The organism is Oceanobacillus sp. FSL W7-1281 (genome assembly GCF_037969835.1).
GTDB classification, from domain to species: domain Bacteria; phylum Bacillota; class Bacilli; order Bacillales; family Amphibacillaceae; genus Oceanobacillus; species Oceanobacillus oncorhynchi.
Genome location: NZ_CP150214.1, coordinates 3,507,040 through 3,527,080 on the forward strand (window position 1 = coordinate 3,507,040; position 20,041 = coordinate 3,527,080).

The following is a 20,041-nucleotide window of genomic DNA, read 5'->3' on the forward strand; positions in this document are numbered from 1 at the left end:
TACTTCAACCGCGATACGAAATAAATGGATATGTGTTTAATAGTGTGAACAACCTTTATTTAGAAGGAACCGTTCACCTTATGATAAATATCCTTCCCCGCCCGTAACCGGAATCCTAAGCCGATGAAAACATTTAATGACGCCGGATTGCTGGGTGAAATTGATGTAACCAGCTGCTCCCTGCCAGTACGTTCAAATTGCTCCTTGACACATGCAGCTGTAAAAGGTTTAGCAAACCCCTGGCCGCGAATGTCCTTATGCATTGCTAACAGCAAGACATTTTCTTCCTGATAAGCAAAGAATCCTTTCACACGGCCATCCTGCTTATAAGCAAGAATCAGCTTCTGGTCAATCAAGTCCTTTACCCAATTTCGGTAGCGGAGATCGGCCATTTCATTCGGAACATGAAAATCACGGTGATACCTGCCGCCTTGAAAAGCTTCTTCGGCAATCGTTAAAATATCATCTGCTTCATAATTTTCATGGAAGGTAACATCTCCAGCTTCTTCTTCTAAAAATTTATTGCGGTAACAATAGGGCTCCATTAATGTATCTGCATAATAAAAACCATATTTGTGAAGCAATGCCTTATCAGCCAGTGGGTCTACTTTAACGGTAAAATGCCCCTCGACATCTGCTGCAGCCTGCAGCGCAGCTTCACTATATTCGGTTAATTGAAAGGTATCAAGCGGGAAATTCCGGCTGTCCCAAGGCGTCGGCTTTAAATATTCACTCATTTTCCTCTTCCTCCCTGTTTCACTTCTAACGTTTCATTTTTTTTGATTTCCCCTTTTATGTCCTTAATTAAATAAATTGGGCGGTTCTTCGCTTCGTTGAAAATTTTCCCAAGGTAGAGACCAATAATTCCAAGCTGAAAGAATAGTAAACCGCCAATAAAAAAGATGGACACCATCACACTGGTCCAGCCTTGAACAGGCTCATCCAAAAAGAAATAGCGGAAAAATAAATATAGCGCATAGATAAACGAAGCGAATGCCATCAGAAAACCTACACCAATCGAAAGCCGGAGCGGTTTATTCGATTGGGAAACAATCGCATCTGTTGCTAAAGCAAATAATTTTTTCAATTGATAGGAGGACTTTCCTTCTTTTCTGGCATCATGCTGTACTTCTATTTTTGTTTGCTGATATCCCATCCATTGAATAAAGAAAGGGAAATAACGATTTTGCTCGCGCAGCTTACGAAAGCTTTCCACTACTTTTTTTCGGGAAATGCTGAAATTGGCTATCGATGCGTCCGTCTTTTTTCCCGTAAAATAATCATAGACTTTATAAAAAGCTTTCGACGTAAGTTTTTTTACACTCTTATCCTGTCTTTGTGCACGCTGCGCAAAGACAACATCATAGCCATCCTGGGCCCGTTCGTACAGCGAAGCAATTTCTTCCGGGCGATCCTGCAGATCACAATCCATCACGACTACCCAATCTCCTGATGTAAAATCAAGTCCTGCCGTGATAGCATGATGCTGTCCAAAATTACGGGACAAATTAATTCCTTTTATTTTTTTATCTTTCTGATGAAGCTTAAGCATTGTTTCCCAGGCATGGTCCGGGCTCGCATCATTTACCATAATGATTTCATAATCTGCTGGAATGGACTGGATAGTTTGAATAATGCGTTCTGCGAGCTCGACAAGGCAGCGTTCACAGCCATAGACCGGGACAACAACTGAAATCAAATCGGTACGTTTGTTTTCCATTTTGCTACATACCATTCTACGGTTTTTCTCAGTCCATCCTCTAAATCAACTTGCGGCTGCCAGCCTAGTTCCCTTTGAATTTTACTTGCATCAATGGCGTACCTCTTATCATGTCCTTTTCGATCTGTCACAAAGGTAATCAAATCAGAAAAATGCGCTAATTGATACTTTTGCAGTAAATCTGGTCTTTGCTCGTCTAATAAATAACAAACGGCATTGGTGATGGTGATATTTTCCTGTTCATTATTTCCGCCGACATTATAGGTTTCCATCGTTTTACCCTGATGATAAATCATATCGATTGCTATGCAGTGGTCCTCAACAAATAGCCAGTCACGGATGTTCTTCCCATCCCCGTAAATCGGTATCGGCTCATTTGCCAAAGCCTGCCGGATAATCGTAGGCAGAAGCTTCTCATCATGCTGTCTTGGTCCATAATTATTCGAGCAGGAGGAAATAATCACATTCATCCCATACGTATGACCAAAGCTTTTTACTAAAAAGTTCGCTCCAGCTTTCGATGCGCTGTATGGATTTCTTGGGTCATAGGGCGTGTCCTCTGTAAATTTTCCAGATTCACCTAATGAGCCATAAATTTCATCCGTGGATATGTGATGAAATCTGCGCTCACCAAGCTCTCCTTTTTCCTCCCAATCTGCTCTCGCCGCCTGCAAAAGATTCAGCGTACCAACGACATTTGTATCGATGAATGGGCTCGCATCATGAATGGAACGGTCTACATGGGATTCCGCAGCAAAATGAATAACCCCTTCAATATCATACTCTTTGAAAATCGCTGCTACGGTTTTCATATCTGCAATATCGCCATGAATAAACTGATAATTCGCGTTATTATCGACTTCAGTTAAATTAGCTAAAGAGCCGGCATAGGTTAGCTTATCTACATTAATCAATTGCTGATCAGGATATTTCTGCTGGTAATAGTGGATGAAGTTGGAGCCGATAAAGCCAGCTCCGCCAGTAATTAAGATAGCCCTACTCATTTTCAACCAGTCCTAACATCGGGTGATGGTCAATGGTATCCCAATATTGCTGGCTATGCTTGCGATTGGCGATTTCTATTAAATATTGCCCATAATCGGTTTTCTCCATCGATTTCCCTTTTTCATATAGTACATCCCTCGATATATATCCCAGATAGAAAGCAATTTCCTCTAGACAAGCAATCTTAAACCCTTGGCGCTGCTGGGTCGTTTTGATAAATTCAGCTGCATCAAATAACGATTCCTGTGTACCGGTATCCATCCACGCAAATCCTCGGCCTAACAGTTCTACATGAAGCTGATTCCATTTTAAATATTCTTTATTTAAATCGGTGATTTCTAATTCTCCACGTTCAGAAGGCTGGAGTTTTTTAGCAATTTTCACCGCTCTGGAATCATAAATATACAGTCCCGTAACTGCAAAGTCTGATTTCGGGTCATCTGGTTTTTCCTCAATCGAAATCGCTTTTTGATGATGATCAAATTCAACCACACCAAAGCGCTCGGGGTCTTTAACCCGATATCCAAATACAGTCGCATGCTGATGGTTCTTTATCGCATTCCGCAATAAGGTGGTAAACCCTTGCCCGAAGAAGATATTATCCGCTAGAATCAGCGTAACATCATCCTTCCCGGTGAATTCTTCACCAAGAATAAGCGCTTCAGGGATTCCTTTTGGTTCAGCCTGTTCTTTATAGACAATTTGAATACCTAATGCCGATCCGTCTCCCAGTAATATCTCGAAACGAGCAATATCTTCTGGTGTACTAATAATCATCACTTCTTTAATACCACCCAGCATCAAGACAGATAACGGATAATAAATCATCGGTTTGTCATAAACAGGCAGCAGGTGCTTATTCATACTATCTGTACTCGGAGACAGACGTGTTCCACTTCCTCCAGCCAGAATAATTCCTTTCATGATACACACCCTCCATCAAAATTTATTTTTATTGTTTTTAAAACATAGGTCTTGTTATTATCTACATTATTCCTTTAAAGACCGTTTTGTAAACTTACATTCTTGTTTCAAATTTATTTCGTGAATAGAAAAGCTGTTGCAGATTTACCATGAAATTGCCACAATTGTATAGAAACAGGAAATGATGCGGATTTACTTTTATCGCAGGTGCCTGTTTTTAATATAATAAACCATCTCTATGTTTGCTAAAAATGTGTATGCGAATAATTTAAAACGCACTATTACAAACAGAAATCTGTTAGAGTAATAGCTAGAATAGAAATAGATAAAGTAAGGAAGATTTTAAATGAACAGACAGCAATTAGAGAAAAACATATACAAATATGCCTCTGAGTTACTTACAGAGAAAGGTTATGTCAGTTCAATCGATGTTTTGATGAAAATGGAGAAATTATCAAAGAAACAAGCTGAGGATTGGCGCTTTAAACGGATTCCTTATTTGGAAAAAGTCATTTCTCTTAATCTGGGGAAATTGAATCATTTGCTTCAAACCCTTAAAAAAATTGCTAAAGAGAACCAGTTAAAGCCTTCCACGACTGTCTATCAATCGTGGGGAAAAGGAGCAAAAAAGACATTACGATTCTCTAAAACAGGAAACCCGCATATGGAAAAATTATATTCAACCCATTATATGAAACAATCAAAATAAGAAGAGGGAGGAGTTTGTACATGACTAAAACAAAGCAGCTGAAGATTCCAGAATTAAAAAAGCACCTGCGTACGTGTGATGAAAAAGAACTTATTCAAATAATTACGGAGTTATATAAGCTAAATAGTGATGCAGCTGAATATTTATCAGTTAAATACGGCGGGGATGAGGAGATACAAGCATTATTTGAAAAAGCACAGCAGGAAATTAACAATGAATTCTTTCCTGACAGAGGGTTAGGAAAAATGCGGCTATCCCATGCCAAAAAAGCCATATCCCGCTTTAAGAAACTCACAAACGATGAGAGAAAAACAATCGAATTAATGGTTTATTATGTTGAAATTGGCACTTTATTCACCAATACCTATGGAGATATTGACGAGAGATTTTATGATAGTATGAATTCCATGTATGATCGAGTCATTGCTGCTTGTGAGAAAGATGAGCAGCTTTTTAAACAGCTGCAGCCCAGATTATTTAACATTGTAGAAAACGCCAACGGTATTGGATGGGGCTACCACGATAATCTGGCAGATAGCTACAATTCTATCAACTGGTTAAATTCATAAATCGAAACTTCACTCAACGGGCGTTTTACGGACGGTTCTCCGTGATAAAATGTGGTTTTATATTAGAATTAATTGCCATACCTCCCTTCATTATTATAGATGGATAGAAAAAGACGCAGCCTATGGATTGTACACATAAGCTGCGTCTCTTTGTATTACATTTACCTGCCTATCGTTGAACGCTATCTTTCTCTTTTGCGATACATTTCCTAATATCCATCATCGCCTGCAAATGCATGCCTTCATGAAAAATCGTCCGTATTAAAACCTGCTCGATCGTATATATCCCCATTTCAATCGGTTCAAATTCCTCTGCTAATCGATGCTGATATTGCTTTCTAATGACATTGGGCTGTTCTCTTAATAAATTCTTTAACGCTTCAAAGGTTGGCGTTTCTGAAGTAAAGTGATTAGGTGATGTTCCAAAACCAAACCACTGGTTAAAATATCTCGTTGCTTCGGAGGTCTCCTTTGTCAAAGTCTCTATCCACAAGAATTGGTCTAAATAAATATGTCCGAGATTCCAGCGGATATTATTATTAAAATTCGCCGGCACCATTTCTGCCTGCTCTGCCGTGATGCCCTCTACTGCCATCAGCACATCTGTCCGATAAGCGGAAAGCTGATTAAACAGGACTTCCTGTTCATTGGTCATTATTTTCTCCTCCCTCTTCTATCGTTTTCTGATCCGTTGTTTTTTCCTCGTTATATATTATTTCTACATTATTGAGAGAACTCCTGCCGAGAACATAAATAAAAGGCATGACGCTCATCTCTTAAAGAGCACCATACCTTTTATTCAACATCTATGCTTCCCTCTTATATTTCTTATCCGCAGCTGACTGCAAAGTTGATTTTTTCTCCGTTATTCCATACCAATACGCTGCACCAATGAAAACTGCCCCGCCGACAAGATTCCCAAGGGATACCGGAATCAGGTTAGCAGCAAGACCTGCAAAAGTAATTGTTTCTGGATGCGGGATCATTAAAGCAGTTGACAGCACGGTCATATTGGCCACACTATGCTCAAATCCAGATGTGATAAAAGCGAATAAACACCAGAAAATCATGATGAGCTTTGCTGTTTCATCCTTTAATTTAACAGAGCACCAGACGGCCAGACAGACCAGAATATTACAGAGAATCCCGCGAACAAACAGCTCCATAAAAGGTCCGTTCATCTTGGCGCTTGCAGAGGAAATAATGAAATCTGCTGTACCTCCCGTAGCCAATCCCGAATAAAAGAATAATCCAGCTACAACAATAGACCCTGCAAAGTTGCCAAAATAACTGAACACCCATATCCGCAGGACATCTAAAACCCTTGTTTTCTTTGTTAAAAAGCCAATTGTCATTATCATATTATTTCCCGTAAACAAGTCAGACCCAGCCATAATGACCAGACTCAAAGCAATCCCAAAGGAAACACCCATGACAATCGATGTTCCGGCAAACTCTGTCGGAGCAAGCATCCCGCCGATAGTAAAAATTAAAATAATTCCTAGACCGACAAAAAATCCTGCCAGCATCGTCATGATGAGATATTTGCTTTTACTATGATTCAATTGTTTTACCTTGGAAACAGCTGTGTTACTGAAAGTGGTTATGGTCTCCATCATTTTTTGTTCCTCCTCTTTGCATCCCATTCTATCGCATTCTCAGTCCTACTTCTATCCTGTTTTTCCAGCTTCTCTTTCAACTCTTTGGTAAGTACCAGGCCGGCGTCAGATGTTGAAAGTGCCACTGTCAATTTTTCCTGACTGAGTCCTGCTAAAGCAATAAAATTAGATAGCTCATTTTGACTTGTATCATGGACCCACTGGTTATCTGCCGCACATCGGCAAACATACGCGTTGACTGCTTGATTATCCGTTGCCGCAAAAATGAGATGTGCATTTTTTATATCTTGTGCTTCAAATTTTTTCTGCTTCCACACCACATCATGCATTTTAAATAGCTCCTCCCGTATTCCCGGACTGATTACGGTGATTTTAGCTCCTGTTCCTGCCAGTTCTTTTGCCTTACGCAGAGCTGTCTCCCCGCCCCCGATAATTGCCACCCTTTTTCTGTCGAGGTTCATCATCACCGGATACATCTTCTCCATCACACGCTTCCTCCATTCGCTTGATTAACGTTTTTTTCATCAGCTCATCAAATTCTAAGTTTGGGCAAATAACAAAAGTATCCTTTGAAGAGAAAACAATCTGTTCTATTTTTTCAAGCTGCAGACCAGTAAATAACAAATATGGCATCACATAAACTTTTTTATATCGATAAGGAAGAAATTCCAATGTTTCTTCCAGGCTGGGTTTCCCCAGCTGCAGGAATGCTGTATACACTGGAATATCCAATTTCTGCTCAACGCTCTTTCCAATCTGCTGCAGCTCTTGAATAGGCCTGAGATGACTGCTCCCGCCGCCGGCCAGCATAATTGCCGTATCCTTTTCATTTTTTTCAGCTCCGATACGTTTCACCACAAGATCAACCATATATGGATGCGCTCCAAACGGCTCCGAGATTTCAAACGAAATAAAGGGATATTTCCTTTGAACCGCACGCAACTCTTCCGGAATATCCAATTGGTGTTGAATTGCTGAAAAAAGAAGGACAGGCACAATCAAAAAACGCTTTGCCCCATCAGCAATTAACTTTTCCATTGTCTCTGCAATGGTCGGAGCGGTTAATTCCAAAAAAGCTATTTCCTGGTTTGGAGAAGCAACCTCCTCCTTCACAGATTCAATAAATCTCTTAAACTGAGCTTCTCCTTCTTCACAACGGCTTCCATGACCAATATAAACCACTGCATCAAACATGTGTATCCCTCCCATTTATTCGATTTATTTTTGGCTGTATCCGCTTCTCCAATTTTATAGAATCCTTGTTACATCATGTATTCTAATATTCTCACATTTATCAACCTGCTTTTCAGCCGCGATTACACGTCCCGCCAAGATCATTTCGCTTATTCCTTACATTCTTTATACATTGTTAAATCTGTAAAATTATTTGTGAATAAATTCACAAATGTAGTTAAAAAAAAGATACCTTCCAGTTTTTCTTTCCAGAGAATAACTCCCTCACCGTTAGTGTAGCACATTCTATTTTTGAATTGCGTTGATTTTTTGAACAGTTTGTGTCCGGTTTAGTAATGTTGGGTGAATCAGCGGAAAATGCCAGCTGCCAAACAAGCAAGATGCTTCATTCTGATTTCCGGGACACAGATATGTTTAACATCGTGTTTCATATATTCGGCAGGAAAGAAGCATTTCTTCCCTGCCGAAATACAATGCAAATCATCTCTTTGCGGATAATAAATACATTCTCATACAGGAACATTTAAGGCCAAAACCCCAGCCATTTCCACCACGTAAAAGCAACAAGAAGCGTTATGAGCGTGCTGGCAAGTGTGGATAATAAACCAGGCAGGTAAAAGTCCTGTTGATTTATCATTCCGGTTCCGTGCACGACAACGTTGGGCATCGTTTCTACAATTAACACATATCCGAATAAAATGGTTAGTGCAGAAGTAAAAGCAATCACTACCGGGTCAAGATTTGCCTGAAATGACAGACTGATAAGCACAGGAAGTAATGTAACTACCGCTGTTGATACATTCGTAACCCCTAAATGGTAAATCTGCGATATTAAAATAACGATAAGTATCGCAAGCCATGGATTCGCAAATATATTTACGATTTGTTCCGAGGTAATCAGCACCTCCAGGATTTCAATGGCTCCGGATTCAATTAAGGCGAAACCTAAAGAGAGCGTTGCTCCAATTAATAGAACTAAATCAAAATTGACACCGACCAGCTTTCGCCATTCTACAAAACCTATTTTAGGCATTGCCATTAAAACGACTGCCATTAAAGCCGGGACGGTAGGATGATAGCCATGGAGCGGCTCTGTCATCCAGAGAATAACTGTTACCAACAGGATAATCATACATTTCAGTTCTGCACCGTTTATGCTCCCTAATTCCTTCTTTTTCTCTTTCATTTGGTTAGATAAGGTTTCAAAAGAAAAATTTTCAGGCGGGTAGCATTTCCAAACAATATACGGAATAACGATAATTAATAAAATCCATATCGGAAAAGCATATAACAGCCAGTCTAAATACGATAGGGTGCGCCCTGTATATAATTGTAAAATTTCAATGGTCAAAATATTCCCGATAGCTGCTGTTAAAATGGCTGTCCCGCTGACATTCCCTGCATAAGCTGTTCCTACCAGCATCAGCTTGCTAAAGTTGCTCCCCTTTTTCGCACCTACAGATTTCAAAATAGACAGAACAACTGGAACCATCAGCGAGGCGCGTACTGCAGTTGCAGGTATAAAAAAAGCCTGGATTTGCATAAGTAAAAACAAGCCCATAAAAATCCCTTTAGCAGATGCTCCCCACTTAGCCAGCAATATGTAAGTAATCCTGTCCATCAAAGAAGTTTCATTTACTCCTTTGGCAATCATCATGCCAGCCACAATTAAAAATACTGCCGGAGACCCAAAGCCGCTTAAGACAACATCAATGGAGACAGCGTGTAAAAATAGCAATAATACCATGGTAAGAACAGATGTCATTCCAAGCGGAAGGGACTCAAAAGCCCATAACAAAATTCCATACACCATGATGCTGATTGTAGCTTTTGCAGACCAGGGAATCTCTGCCGGCAAAAAAATCAATAAGCCGATAAAAATAATCGTAGATAGTAAAAACGTTATAATTTTTCCATTTACATGGATTCGACCTCTTGGTTGGTTCGTTTTTTTCCTGAATAACATAAGAGCAGCCTTCTTTTATCATTTTAATTTTTCCTATCTCAATGAGCTAAAAACTATTTTAACAGGAACCCCGTACCATGACAGCACGGGGTTCCTCATTGTTTGTCAGGACGATGCACTGACATCTTCCTGTACCACAGCCTGGGGCGGCTCGGATTTATTAATATATTTTTGAATTCCTATTAATACAATGGTAAGAATAATCCCAATCACATCCGTTTGAATTCCGGAAAGCATAAACATGATGGCAGCACCTAATAGAATAATTCTGCTATACCAGCTTGCTTTTTTCCCAAAAAACCAGCCTTGTACAGCAGCAGATAATAAATATACTCCTATCAATGCTGTAATGACCGCTAAGATGATTGCGCCCGTTGTCCCGCTTTCCAGCAATAATTCTGGACTGAAAAAGAACATAAATGGCACAATAAAAGCTGCAAGTCCAATTTTAAATGCTTCGACACTTGTTTTCATCGGATCTGTTCCCGATATACCTGCCGCCGCAAATGCTGCCAACGCTACTGGAGGTGTAATGGCAGAAATAACAGCGTAATAGAAAACAAACATATGAGCAATAATTGGTTCAATCCCCAGATTCACCAATCCCGGAGCGATAACAGAAGCGGCAACAGCATAAGCGGCCGTTGTCGGCATTCCCATACCAAGAATAATCGAAATGGCCATGGCAAAAACTAATGCAATAATAAGATTATTATCTGCAATTGTGAGCAGCATCGAGCTAAAACGCTGACCAACGCCGGTTAAGGCAATGACACCCACAATAATCCCGGCGGTAGCTACAATGGCAATCAGTTGAATAGCATTTTTCATGCCTAATTCCAATGCTTCTAAGATCTTCATCAGGCCCATTCTTGTTTCCTTACTGAATAAGCTTAGAATAAAACAAGCCACGATTCCAACAGTACCTGCGTAAATAACAGAAAATCCATTAACTAATAGAAAAATAAGTAACACTACTGGTGTAAATAGATAAAATTTCTTCATTAATTTTTTCATGTTAGGCAGCTGGTCTCGAGATAACCCAACCATTCCACTTTTCACAGCCTGGAAATCTACCATAAAATAAACAGACACAAAATATAAAATCGCCGGTATGGTTGCTGCTATAATAATACTAGAATAAGGTATTCCAGTAATTTCCGCCATCAAAAATGCTCCGGCTCCCATAATCGGCGGCAGCAGTTGACCGCCTGAGGATGCGGTTGCTTCTGTAGCTGCGGCAAACATAGGACGGTATCCAGTTTTCCGCATCAGCGGTATGGTCAAGGAACCAGTTGCAACCACATTACCTGCCGAGGTCCCGTTAATCATTCCCATTAGACCAGAGGAAACAACGGCTACTTTTGCCGGTCCGCCTCTAAGTCCGCCGGCTATTCTAAAAGCTACATCAATAAAATATTGACCAACACCGGACATTTGTAAAAACGCTCCAAATATAATAAACAGAATAATATATTTAGAGGATACATCTGTCGTTACCCCAAATACGCCGTCCAGTCCATAAACATATGTTACAAATCTTTCTACTGAATAACCATTATGATTTAAAATACCTGGCAGATATGGCCCAGCAAAACAGTAAAGAATAAAAACAAATGCCAATATAGGTAAAATCCAGCCGCTTGCCCGGCGAGTGATTTCTAAAACTAACAATAAACCAAGAAGCGCAACAATGAAGTCCATCGTAGTAGGCGCTACACCAAAACGGAAAACAAGCTGACTCAGATTAATATAAATATATAAAGCTACAAAAATAGCAACTGCAATCAGCAGCCAATCAATAATAGCCACTTTATTTGACTTTGTCTTCCAGCCTTTGTAAAGCAATAAAGCAAGTACGGTGCCAAAAGCCAGATGCGTGCTGCGGAATACCCAAGGATCAATTGGATTAAAATTAAGTATATATAAATGATAAAGTGCTCCAATAACAGCAATAGTCAAAAATAGATAGCGGACAAATCCAGATAGATTTCTTATCTGCTCAGAAGTTTCTATTTCATCTTCTCCAAGCGTGGTATCTATTTTTTTGTTTTCGATTTCCTCTTTCTTGTCTACCTGCTTTTCACCTTCTTTATTCCAATTTTTTTGGTTTTTCTCTTTTGACATGTATTGCCCTCCTTGTTAACACGCCGAAATGATAACATTACATCTTTATGAAAGCTTTTATTCGAATGGATATTATCTATTGAGCAGGGATAGAGGTGAGACTTAGAAGTCCCACCGCCCTTCCTTGTACATGAAGTCTCCTTCTTATGCTGTTCCATTTAAGGGAAGCTGCTGCTCTCGCTTGATAAAACGCTTTCATTTCATTGATTATTTTGTTATCCTATACTACTATAAGAGCGTGTTTTAAGATTTGCTATAACAAAGGCTAGTTATCATTGTGACAATAAATAAAAATCACATCTTCCTTTTCTTTAACCGAATTTATTCCCACTCAGGAGGATAAACAGCTTCTGGAAGTTCAATACCAATCTCCTCATAATAGCGAATTGCTCCAGGATGCATCGGATACTCTTCATTTCTCAGAATTGTTTCCGGATCTTCAGATTCTTGAGCTGATGCGTGGGTAGAAATCATTTGATCAATATTCTCATGATATGCTTTCACCAAATCATAGACAAATTCCTCATTCGCATCTTTTTGAACAACTCCAAAGTTAAATTGAGCTATTGTCTCCTCATCGCTATCCAAGGAATCGTACGTGTCAGCAGGTATGACGAAATCCTCGAAATACGGCAGTGCTTCTTTTACTGTTTCCCGCTCTTCCCCATCTATCCCATAAATAGTGATATCCATCTGTGTCTCTACTTCTGTTACTGCTGCGATTGGCATTCCAGCTGAAAAGCCAATATGATCCAACTGCCCATCAAGCATTTGTGACGCCATATCACTTGCTCCTGCTGCAACCTGTTCGCCAGTTTCAATGCCAAGCGCATCATAGATTAATGGATTATACGTGCCGGGTGTACCGCCGGAAGGGCCTATACCAACCCGCTCCCCTTCATGTTCGGTAACACTTGTGACCCCGGAATCTTCACTGGACCACCAATGGAACGGGGTATCATACATTGGAAAGATAACACGAATATCATCATATTCTTTTTCAGCCCAGTCTCCCTCATTATAATACCCTTCAAATAGCGGACCTGTTGTAACCATGCCAAGCTGAACATCATCTACATCTAAAAGTTGAATATTGTGTACTGGTCCGCCTGTTACTTCTACATTTGATGTAACATCGAGATGATTTTCCAGCAATGTAGCTAAGCCGCCTCCCCAAATGTAATAGGTTCCGCCTTGTGAAGCTGTCCCAATGGTAACTGTTGATGGATAATCTTTTTCTTCAAACTCTCCATTATCTTCACCGCTTGCTTCTTCATCCCCACACGCCGCTAAAAATATAAGTCCTAATATAAATGCGAATAAATATAGCTTTTTAAATCCTTTCATAAAAAATCCCCCTATTTTTTAAATATTCCGTTAATAATTGTTGACCTGACTTTCGTATTTTTCATTACAGCTATTTCCAATATGCTGCTAATAAAAGTTCTTCCCAGCTGTCTCATTCCTTTTTGAATTCCAGTCCTGGAAAATCCTAAGGGTAATATAATGCTTTCTAAGGAGGTATTCCTTACCCTACTTAAACTGTTTGTCCAGAAAGTTTCCTATAGAGAGCCAATAATCCGCCCTTTGCCATTCATGGCTTGAGAATCCTCTTAAAATACGCCTTCATTCTTCATGCTTAAATGATATTTTAACCATCTCCTCCTTTATAAAATTGATATACTTAAAAACTACTTCCGTACATGGTTCCTAAAAAACTAAAGCGCTTACATTAGTGCAGGAAATATTTTCAGGATATTGTAGAACTGGATACAATTAATTTTAGAACATAATAACTATTTTGTAAACTATTTTTAGAATTATTTGTTTTTATTAACTTTTCTAGAAAATGTTAGCAAAATCAACCTATTTTCTTAAATACTTTTTAAAATTGTAATTATTCTATGAAACAAAGCACGCCGTAACTTCAACTGCTCAATTAATATAATTCGAAATCTCTATTAAATTTTCATTAGGGTCCCTAATATAAGAGGAAGTTAATACTCCTAAAGCTCCTGTTCTTTTTACTGGACCTTCTTCAACGATCACTTCATAACTCTCTAAATGCTTCATCACATCTGAAATCGGCACGTCGGTGATAAAACATAAATCAGCCGAGCCAGGCATAGGTGTTTTTGCTTTTGGTTCAAATTCTTTACCAGCTTCATGCAGATTTATTTTCTGTCCCCAAAACGTAGTGCTTTTCTTCCCTCTCCAAATGTAATAACTTTCATTCCTAGAACCTGACTGTAAAATGTACTGGTTTTATCAATATCCTTTACAGTCAGCACCAGGTGAGCTAATCAACATCAGATTAATCGGCACTGCTTTTAAATGCAGCTTGTGATTCCTTATACCAATCCCTTCCCTCTGCATCATTAATAACCATACAAGGGAAATCTTCTACTTCTAATTTCCGGATTGCTTCCGTACCTAAGTCTTCATATGCTACTAATTCAACAGCTCGGATGCGCTGGGCTAATAAAGCTCCTGATCCGCCTATCGCGGCAAAGTAAACAGCCTGATTAGCAGAAATGGCATCTATCACTTCCTGACTGCGGTAACCCTTTCCAACCATTCCTTTTAATCCTTTTTCAAGCAGAGATGGTGTATACTTATCCATCCTGCTGCTGGTTGTCGGCCCGGCCGATCCAATAACTTCTCCCTCTCGTGCCGGAGTCGGGCCAACATAGTAAATAACTTGATTGGTTAAATCTATAGGAAGTTTTTCTCCCTTCTCCAATTGCTCTGCCATCCGTTTATGTGCAGCATCTCTCGCAGTAAAAATGGTGCCGGTCAGCAATACCTGATCCCCGGCCTGCAGTGATTGGATGATTGTTTCATCTTGAAATGGCACACGTATTTTTTTCGGAACCATACGCTCCCTCCTAAGTAAAAATAACGAATCAGATAACCAAATGCTTATGTCTGCTTGCATGACAATTTAAATTAACAGCGACTGGCAAAGCAGCAATATGACAGGGGGCTGTTTCAATCTTTACATCTAATGTCGTTGTATTACCGCCTAACCCCTGAGGTCCAATTCCTAATGCATTAATCGATTGAATTAATTCTTCTTCCAATTGAGCAATTTCTCTCTCCGTATGCCGTTCTCCAACTGGTTTAAATAAAGACTTTTTAGCCAGATACGCACAGCTTTCAAAATTTCCGCCGATGCCAATCCCTACCACTAAAGGCGGGCAAGCATTCGGCCCGGCATGCTTTACCGTATCCAGGATAAAGTTTTTTACTCCCTCCAGCCCATCACTTGGTGTAAGCATTTTAAGTGCACTCATATTTTCTGCTCCGCCGCCTTTAGCAGTCATTTGAATTTCTAATTTGTCTCCTTCTGTTAATTCAATATGAATCACAGCAGGTGTATTGTCTCCCGTATTTTTTCTGCTTAAAGGGTCATCCACAATCGAATACCGCAAGTACCCCTCTTCATACCCTTGTTTAACCCCTTCATTAATTGCCTGATATAAGCTGCCGCCTGCAATATGACAATCCTGTCCAAGCTTTACAATAAATACGGAAACACCCGTGTCCTGACACATTGGAACGCGATTTTCACTGGCAATATTGGCATTTTCAATTAATTGTGTCAGCACACCTTTACCTATATCTGAGGATTCTGTTTGAACTGCTTGCTCAAACGCCTGGATAACATCCTGCCCTAAATCATAATTTGCTTCCTGACAGAGCTCTTTTACACGATCAACAATCTCTTGGTAATGAATTTGTCTCAAGAGCAAGCCACTCCTTTTTATTTTCAATCCGGTTTCGCATCATTTCGCTGTCCTTTTTAATGGATTTATTTCACTTTTGCGAATTCAAATAGATGCTCTATCGATTTAGCATTCTCTAATTGTAATAGGTTAGTGGATAGAACATGCTGCTCGTTCTCTGTTAAATCCGTTGTCAGGGACCGAAATTTCTCTAGAATCTCATCTACAGATAATTTATTCTCCGGATCTCCTTTTGGAAAGTCGATTTCCTTTTGAATCCTTTCTCCAGAGGTTAAATTCACTTCTGCGATAGCTCCCCATTTTTCAGGATAATGATTTTGAATATCCTCATCTACGCTTACCTCGATACGCTGCATCAGAGCACGAACCGCTTCATCCCAAAGGGCGTCTTCATTAAACGTATCAACACTTCCCTTACCCTTCAGCAAACTTAAAGCTGTACAGAATTGCATGCTGAATTTAGAAGCATATATCGTATCTGGTTCAGGATTATCTGTAATATCGATGGCTACCTGATATGTTTTGACACGGATACTCTCCACATCCTCCAAACGAATATGCCGTTCTTTAGCCAAATCTATCATTAAATCCATCACATGATGTGTGTGCCTGCAGGAAGCATGGACCTTAAAGGAGTTTTCTAAGATTTTAAATTCCTCTCCCAGCCTCTCTGTTACGTTTGAAAGGGTATATTCCTCACTCATCGCTTCAAAAAAACCGCGTTTCCCTTCTAAAATCTGACTAGCCCCAGTAAAGTTTTTTCCTCCCAAAAGCGCACTGATGACACCATTCATTGCAGCTTTCCCTGGATGCAGCTGCTTTGACATCGCTCCATCCTCTATAAATTCCCATAAACCTGCTGCCTGGGTTCCTGCGCTTCCAAGCGCATGAATGATTTGCTTTTTATTTAACCCGAGCAATTTGGCTGCCGCCGCTGCTGCACCAAATGTCCCGCATGTTGCGGTATTATGCCAATAATAGTAATGAGACGGAGTGACAGCTTCACCGATCCGGTAGCATACTTCATAGCCTATCACGATAGATTCAATAACATCTTTGCCAGAAAGGTTTTTCCATTCCGCTACTGCTAATGCAGCCGGGATGACAACTGTAGCTGCATGAATAATAGAGGCTTTATGAATATCGTCCTGCTCCATGATGTGACTTGCCGCTCCGTTCAATAATGCTGCATGCGTTACTGATGTTTCCCCACCTGTTATTAAAGAAGCCTGAGGCGTTCCTCCAAGTTCTTTTACCAATTCATCGATTTTTTGCACGGGATATTGGCTTGCTCCTGCAATCGCAGACGAAAAGTAATCTATGATGCATAGCTTGGTAAATTCAACCACTTCCTTTGGCAAATCCTCATAATCTGTATCAATAATATAGTCTGCAAGTTTTTCGCTTAATCCCACAGGAATAACCACCTACTTTTTTATTTATCACACTTACTATTCAAAAAAAGGGGTTAATATGACCTCGGCATCCCAAGCACATGCTGTCCAAGGTAAGCGAGAATCAGATTATTGTTCACCGGGGCTACCTGATACATCCGCGTCTCCCTGAATTTACGCTCGACATCATATTCATCAACAAAACCATTTCCTCCGAATGTATTGATACAAACATTTGCCGCTTCCCAGCTTGCTTCACTGGACAAGAGCTTTGCCATATTAGCTTCTTCTCCGCAAACTTCGCCGGAATCAAATTTTTCTGCAGCTTCATAACGCAGGAGATCAGCTGCTTTAATAGATGCATAGGCACGTGCAATCGGAAATTGAACACCCTGATTCTGCCCGATTTTTCTGTCAAAGACTTCCCGTTCGTTTGCATAATCTACCGCTTTATCAATGAAAAAGTAACCATCTCCAATCGTTTCTGCAGCAAGCAGGATTCTTTCTGCATTCATCCCGTCAAGTACGTATTTAAAACCTTTTCCTTCTTCCCCGATAATACAGTCATGCGGAACCTTCATCTCCTTATACCATACTTTATTGGTGGCGTAGTTGAACATGGTTCGCACAGGTTCAACGACAAAGGAATCGGGCTGATTTTCTCTGACTTCACGTAAATCGACTAAAAAGAGGCTGATTCCATTTGATTTTTTATCTACTTGCTCGAGTGACGTTGTTCTGGCTAATACGAGTATTAAATCAGATTGTAAAACACGGCTGGTCCAGTTTTTATGACCCGTAATCACGTAGCCCTCCTCTGTTTTTTCAGCGAAGGTTTTGATTCCGGTCGTATTCGATCCTGCTTCCGGCTCGGTTATGGAAAAAGCCTGTAATCGAAGTTCTCCTTTGGCAATCCCAGGCAAGTATCTTTCCTTCTGTTCCGGGCTTCCATGTCTTAATAATGCTCCCATCGTATACATCTGCGCATGACAAGCAGCTGCATGCCCGCCGGCCCGATGGATTTCTTCCAAAATAATGGTTGCTTCAGCAATCCCATATCCTTTTCCGCCATACTCCTGAGGAATCAATACGGATAAATAGCCTTCTTTGGTTAAGGCATCTACAAATTCATGCGGGTATTCATGAGGGACATCTAATTTTCTCCAATAAGCGTTTCCGAAAGATTCGCATAATTCACGTACAGATTCTCTTAATTCTTGTCGTTCTGTTTCATTCAATTGAATCGGCTTATCTGTTTGTTTTGAATCAATCATTCCGAACATCTCCTTTATACTTTTACACACTATCGAAACGCAGCTGTTCTATTTCTCCATACTTACTATTTGTTTTGCAGTTCTTTTTCCAGTACCTGTTCCAATAATTTATTCTCTCTTGTCGGGGCAGAATCCTTTTTATAAATCATAAATGTTCGTTTAAATGTAATCACAACTTCTCCTCTTTGGTTATAACCGCTTGTTTTAACATTGACAATGCCAACATTCGGACGGGATTTCGATTCGCGCTTATCCTGCACTTCCGAATAGGAATAAATCGTATCTCCCTCAAACACCGGATTAGGCAGACGAACTTCATCCCAGCCTAAGTTTGCCATGGCATTCTGGGAAAGGTCCGTCACAGACTGTCCTGTTACTAAAGCTATGGTAAATGTAGAATCGACGAGCGGTTTTCCAAATTCAGTCTGCTCCGAATAATAATCATCAAAATGAATCGGGTTTGTATTCTGTGTCAATAAGGTCATATAAATATTATCTGTTTTTGTTACCGTTCTTCCTAATGGATGCGAATAAATATCTCCTATTTCAAAATCCTCATAAAATCTGCCTTTCCAGCCTTCCTTTACACTCATTGTTATTCCTCCATTTTGTTATATTTTTGATTGTGCCAATCCCAGCTCTTCTAAAATAGCTTCGGTATGCTCGCCAAGGTCTGGTATCGGATTCATCACATAATCTATTCCGGCCATAGTCACCGGCGGTTTTAGTGCAGCAATTTCTCCTTGCGGTGTCTGGACCTGCTTCCAACGCTTGCGTGCTGTCAGCTGTGGATGCGCGAAGAAATCCTTCATCGTATTTAACCGTGCATTGGCTATTTTGGCCTCTTCTACCCTTTCAATAATTTGATCGGATGTAAATGCTTCAAACTTTGCTTCAATAATCTGTTTTAATTCGTCTTTGTTTGTTGACCGATCCGTATTTGTAATAAATCTAGCGTCTTCACTTAAAGCGGAATCTTCTAAAACAAACTCGCAAAAGCGCTTCCATTCTCTTTCATTTTGTAATCCGATAAATACAGTTTTGTTATCTCCACATAGAAATGGTCCATACGGATAAATCGTTGCGTGGCTGGCTCCGGACCGTTGAGGCTCTTTTCCGCCATATGCCGCATAATAAGCAGGATAGCCCATCCACTCGCCAAGTGCTTCAAGCATCGATACCTCCATAACAGTTCCTTTTCCTGTTTTCATCCGATTAAATAAAGCTGTCAGAACGCCCGTATAGGCATACATTCCAGCAGCAATATCCGCGATTGAAATCCCCGCTTTTGACGGTGTTTCTTCACTGCCAGTTATTGAAACAAGTCCCGCCTCACATTGAACCAAGAGATCGTATGCTTTCTTCTGTTCATAAGTACCGCCTTTTCCATATCCTGATATACTGCACACAATCAATTCGGGATGCTTCGCAGTTAACTCTTCCGGTGCAAAGCCCATTCTTTCAATTGCTCCAGGAGCTAAATTTTGAATCAATACATCCGCTTTTTCTATTAAACTGCCAAGTATCTCTTTTCCTTCATCTGATTTCAAATCAAGCTCCATTGACTCTTTTGAACGGTTGCACCAAACAAAATGGCTGGACATTCCATTCACCGTAGAATCATAGCCCCTGGCAAAGTCCCCGACATCCGGTCTTTCTATTTTAATAACCCTCGCTCCTAAATCTGCCAATTGCCTCGTAGCAAATGGAGCGGCGATTGCCTGCTCTAAAGCAACAACGGTGATTCCTTCTAATGGCAACATATCCTTCTCCCCCATTTCAAATACATTC

19 protein-coding genes and 1 pseudogene are annotated in these 20,041 nt (G+C 40.2%); 2 read left to right on the forward strand and 18 right to left on the reverse strand.

Annotation, left to right across the window (positions count from 1 at the left end):
* Window positions 1-59: 59 nt before the first annotated feature.
* From MKX55_RS17300 to rfbA, 4 genes are read right to left on the reverse strand one after another with little or no spacing between them, the layout of a single operon-like run.
* Window positions 60-737: a GNAT family protein gene (locus MKX55_RS17300; RefSeq protein WP_339233674.1), complete on the reverse strand. Its 678-nt coding sequence runs from the start codon at window positions 735-737 to the stop codon at window positions 60-62.
* Window positions 734-1,720: a glycosyltransferase family 2 protein gene (locus MKX55_RS17305; RefSeq protein ID WP_339233676.1), complete on the reverse strand. Its 987-nt coding sequence runs from the start codon at window positions 1,718-1,720 to the stop codon at window positions 734-736. Before MKX55_RS17305 ends, MKX55_RS17300 begins: the two co-directional genes overlap by 4 nt.
* Complete coding sequence (gene rfbB / locus MKX55_RS17310; RefSeq protein WP_339233678.1) at window positions 1,696-2,724, reverse strand: dTDP-glucose 4,6-dehydratase; 1,029 nt, start codon at window positions 2,722-2,724, stop codon at window positions 1,696-1,698. The genes MKX55_RS17305 and rfbB overlap by 25 nt, the downstream gene beginning before the upstream one ends.
* A complete protein-coding gene (gene rfbA / locus MKX55_RS17315) occupies window positions 2,717-3,649 on the reverse strand; it encodes a glucose-1-phosphate thymidylyltransferase RfbA (RefSeq protein ID WP_339233680.1) in 933 nt (310 codons plus the stop codon). The genes rfbB and rfbA overlap by 8 nt, the downstream gene beginning before the upstream one ends.
* A gap of 346 nt (window positions 3,650-3,995) precedes the next feature.
* Here rfbA and MKX55_RS17320 point away from each other — a divergent pair, with 346 nt between their 5' ends.
* Complete coding sequence (locus MKX55_RS17320; protein WP_339179130.1) at window positions 3,996-4,358, forward strand: hypothetical protein; 363 nt, start codon at window positions 3,996-3,998, stop codon at window positions 4,356-4,358.
* Window positions 4,359-4,378: 20 nt separating this feature from the next.
* A complete protein-coding gene (locus tag MKX55_RS17325; RefSeq protein ID WP_339233682.1) occupies window positions 4,379-4,927 on the forward strand; it encodes a DUF6155 family protein in 549 nt (182 codons plus the stop codon).
* Window positions 4,928-5,096: 169 nt separating this feature from the next.
* Here MKX55_RS17325 and MKX55_RS17330 read toward each other — a convergent pair whose 3' ends face one another.
* From MKX55_RS17330 to MKX55_RS17395, 14 genes and pseudogenes are all read right to left on the reverse strand, one after another.
* Window positions 5,097-5,582, reverse strand: a complete 486-nt coding sequence (locus tag MKX55_RS17330; protein ID WP_339233685.1) for a DinB family protein — start codon at window positions 5,580-5,582, stop codon at window positions 5,097-5,099.
* Window positions 5,583-5,733: 151 nt separating this feature from the next.
* Window positions 5,734-6,546: a formate/nitrite transporter family protein gene (locus MKX55_RS17335; protein ID WP_332094372.1), complete on the reverse strand. Its 813-nt coding sequence runs from the start codon at window positions 6,544-6,546 to the stop codon at window positions 5,734-5,736.
* Window positions 6,543-7,031, reverse strand: a complete 489-nt coding sequence (locus tag MKX55_RS17340) for an NAD(P)-dependent oxidoreductase (protein WP_084612863.1) — start codon at window positions 7,029-7,031, stop codon at window positions 6,543-6,545. Before MKX55_RS17340 ends, MKX55_RS17335 begins: the two co-directional genes overlap by 4 nt.
* Window positions 6,949-7,740 (reverse strand): sirohydrochlorin chelatase, encoded by a 792-nt coding sequence (locus MKX55_RS17345; protein ID WP_339233688.1) that lies wholly within the window; start codon window positions 7,738-7,740, stop codon window positions 6,949-6,951. Before MKX55_RS17345 ends, MKX55_RS17340 begins: the two co-directional genes overlap by 83 nt.
* 523 nt (window positions 7,741-8,263) lie before the next feature.
* Window positions 8,264-9,706: an SLC13 family permease gene (locus MKX55_RS17350; RefSeq protein WP_339179146.1), complete on the reverse strand. Its 1,443-nt coding sequence runs from the start codon at window positions 9,704-9,706 to the stop codon at window positions 8,264-8,266.
* Between the two features lie 105 nt (window positions 9,707-9,811).
* The gene (locus MKX55_RS17355; protein ID WP_339179148.1) at window positions 9,812-11,833 is read right to left on the reverse strand and encodes a TRAP transporter permease; all 2,022 of its coding nucleotides are present in this window, start codon (window positions 11,831-11,833) and stop codon (window positions 9,812-9,814) included.
* A gap of 321 nt (window positions 11,834-12,154) precedes the next feature.
* The gene (locus tag MKX55_RS17360; RefSeq protein ID WP_339233691.1) at window positions 12,155-13,180 is read right to left on the reverse strand and encodes a TAXI family TRAP transporter solute-binding subunit; all 1,026 of its coding nucleotides are present in this window, start codon (window positions 13,178-13,180) and stop codon (window positions 12,155-12,157) included.
* A 588-nt stretch (window positions 13,181-13,768) separates the two neighbouring features.
* A pseudogene (locus tag MKX55_RS17365) lies at window positions 13,769-14,127 on the reverse strand (VOC family protein).
* 20 nt (window positions 14,128-14,147) lie between these two features.
* The gene (locus MKX55_RS17370; RefSeq protein ID WP_339179150.1) at window positions 14,148-14,711 is read right to left on the reverse strand and encodes a Fe-S-containing hydro-lyase; all 564 of its coding nucleotides are present in this window, start codon (window positions 14,709-14,711) and stop codon (window positions 14,148-14,150) included.
* A 28-nt stretch (window positions 14,712-14,739) separates the two neighbouring features.
* Window positions 14,740-15,582: a fumarate hydratase gene (locus MKX55_RS17375; RefSeq protein ID WP_339233693.1), complete on the reverse strand. Its 843-nt coding sequence runs from the start codon at window positions 15,580-15,582 to the stop codon at window positions 14,740-14,742.
* 65 nt (window positions 15,583-15,647) lie between these two features.
* Window positions 15,648-16,997, reverse strand: a complete 1,350-nt coding sequence (locus tag MKX55_RS17380; protein WP_339233696.1) for an MmgE/PrpD family protein — start codon at window positions 16,995-16,997, stop codon at window positions 15,648-15,650.
* A gap of 53 nt (window positions 16,998-17,050) precedes the next feature.
* On the reverse strand, window positions 17,051-18,250 hold the full coding sequence (locus MKX55_RS17385; protein ID WP_339233698.1) for an acyl-CoA dehydrogenase family protein: 1,200 nt from the start codon (window positions 18,248-18,250) through the stop codon (window positions 17,051-17,053).
* A gap of 65 nt (window positions 18,251-18,315) precedes the next feature.
* On the reverse strand, window positions 18,316-18,843 hold the full coding sequence (locus tag MKX55_RS17390; RefSeq protein WP_339233700.1) for a MaoC family dehydratase: 528 nt from the start codon (window positions 18,841-18,843) through the stop codon (window positions 18,316-18,318).
* Window positions 18,844-18,861: 18 nt separating this feature from the next.
* Window positions 18,862-20,013 (reverse strand): CaiB/BaiF CoA-transferase family protein, encoded by a 1,152-nt coding sequence (locus MKX55_RS17395; protein WP_339179156.1) that lies wholly within the window; start codon window positions 20,011-20,013, stop codon window positions 18,862-18,864.
* Between the last annotated feature and the right edge of the window lie 28 nt (window positions 20,014-20,041).

Coding starts and splice junctions, on each gene's coding strand:
- rfbB (WP_339233678.1), bottom strand. CDS start 2,724: ATGAGTAGGGCTATCTTAATTACTGGCGGAGCTGGCTTTATCGGCTCC.
- MKX55_RS17330 (WP_339233685.1), bottom strand. CDS start 5,582: ATGACCAATGAACAGGAAGTCCTGTTTAATCAGCTTTCCGCTTATCGG.
- MKX55_RS17320 (WP_339179130.1), top strand. CDS start 3,996: ATGAACAGACAGCAATTAGAGAAAAACATATACAAATATGCCTCTGAG.
- MKX55_RS17345 (WP_339233688.1), bottom strand. CDS start 7,740: ATGTTTGATGCAGTGGTTTATATTGGTCATGGAAGCCGTTGTGAAGAA.
- MKX55_RS17350 (WP_339179146.1), bottom strand. CDS start 9,706: ATGTTATTCAGGAAAAAAACGAACCAACCAAGAGGTCGAATCCATGTA.
- MKX55_RS17355 (WP_339179148.1), bottom strand. CDS start 11,833: ATGTCAAAAGAGAAAAACCAAAAAAATTGGAATAAAGAAGGTGAAAAG.
- MKX55_RS17340 (WP_084612863.1), bottom strand. CDS start 7,031: ATGGAGAAGATGTATCCGGTGATGATGAACCTCGACAGAAAAAGGGTG.
- MKX55_RS17305 (WP_339233676.1), bottom strand. CDS start 1,720: ATGGAAAACAAACGTACCGATTTGATTTCAGTTGTTGTCCCGGTCTAT.
- rfbA (WP_339233680.1), bottom strand. CDS start 3,649: ATGAAAGGAATTATTCTGGCTGGAGGAAGTGGAACACGTCTGTCTCCG.
- MKX55_RS17395 (WP_339179156.1), bottom strand. CDS start 20,013: ATGTTGCCATTAGAAGGAATCACCGTTGTTGCTTTAGAGCAGGCAATC.
- MKX55_RS17390 (WP_339233700.1), bottom strand. CDS start 18,843: ATGAGTGTAAAGGAAGGCTGGAAAGGCAGATTTTATGAGGATTTTGAA.
- MKX55_RS17360 (WP_339233691.1), bottom strand. CDS start 13,180: ATGAAAGGATTTAAAAAGCTATATTTATTCGCATTTATATTAGGACTT.
- MKX55_RS17300 (WP_339233674.1), bottom strand. CDS start 737: ATGAGTGAATATTTAAAGCCGACGCCTTGGGACAGCCGGAATTTCCCG.
- MKX55_RS17370 (WP_339179150.1), bottom strand. CDS start 14,711: ATGGTTCCGAAAAAAATACGTGTGCCATTTCAAGATGAAACAATCATC.
- MKX55_RS17325 (WP_339233682.1), top strand. CDS start 4,379: ATGACTAAAACAAAGCAGCTGAAGATTCCAGAATTAAAAAAGCACCTG.
- MKX55_RS17335 (WP_332094372.1), bottom strand. CDS start 6,546: ATGATGGAGACCATAACCACTTTCAGTAACACAGCTGTTTCCAAGGTA.
- MKX55_RS17385 (WP_339233698.1), bottom strand. CDS start 18,250: ATGATTGATTCAAAACAAACAGATAAGCCGATTCAATTGAATGAAACA.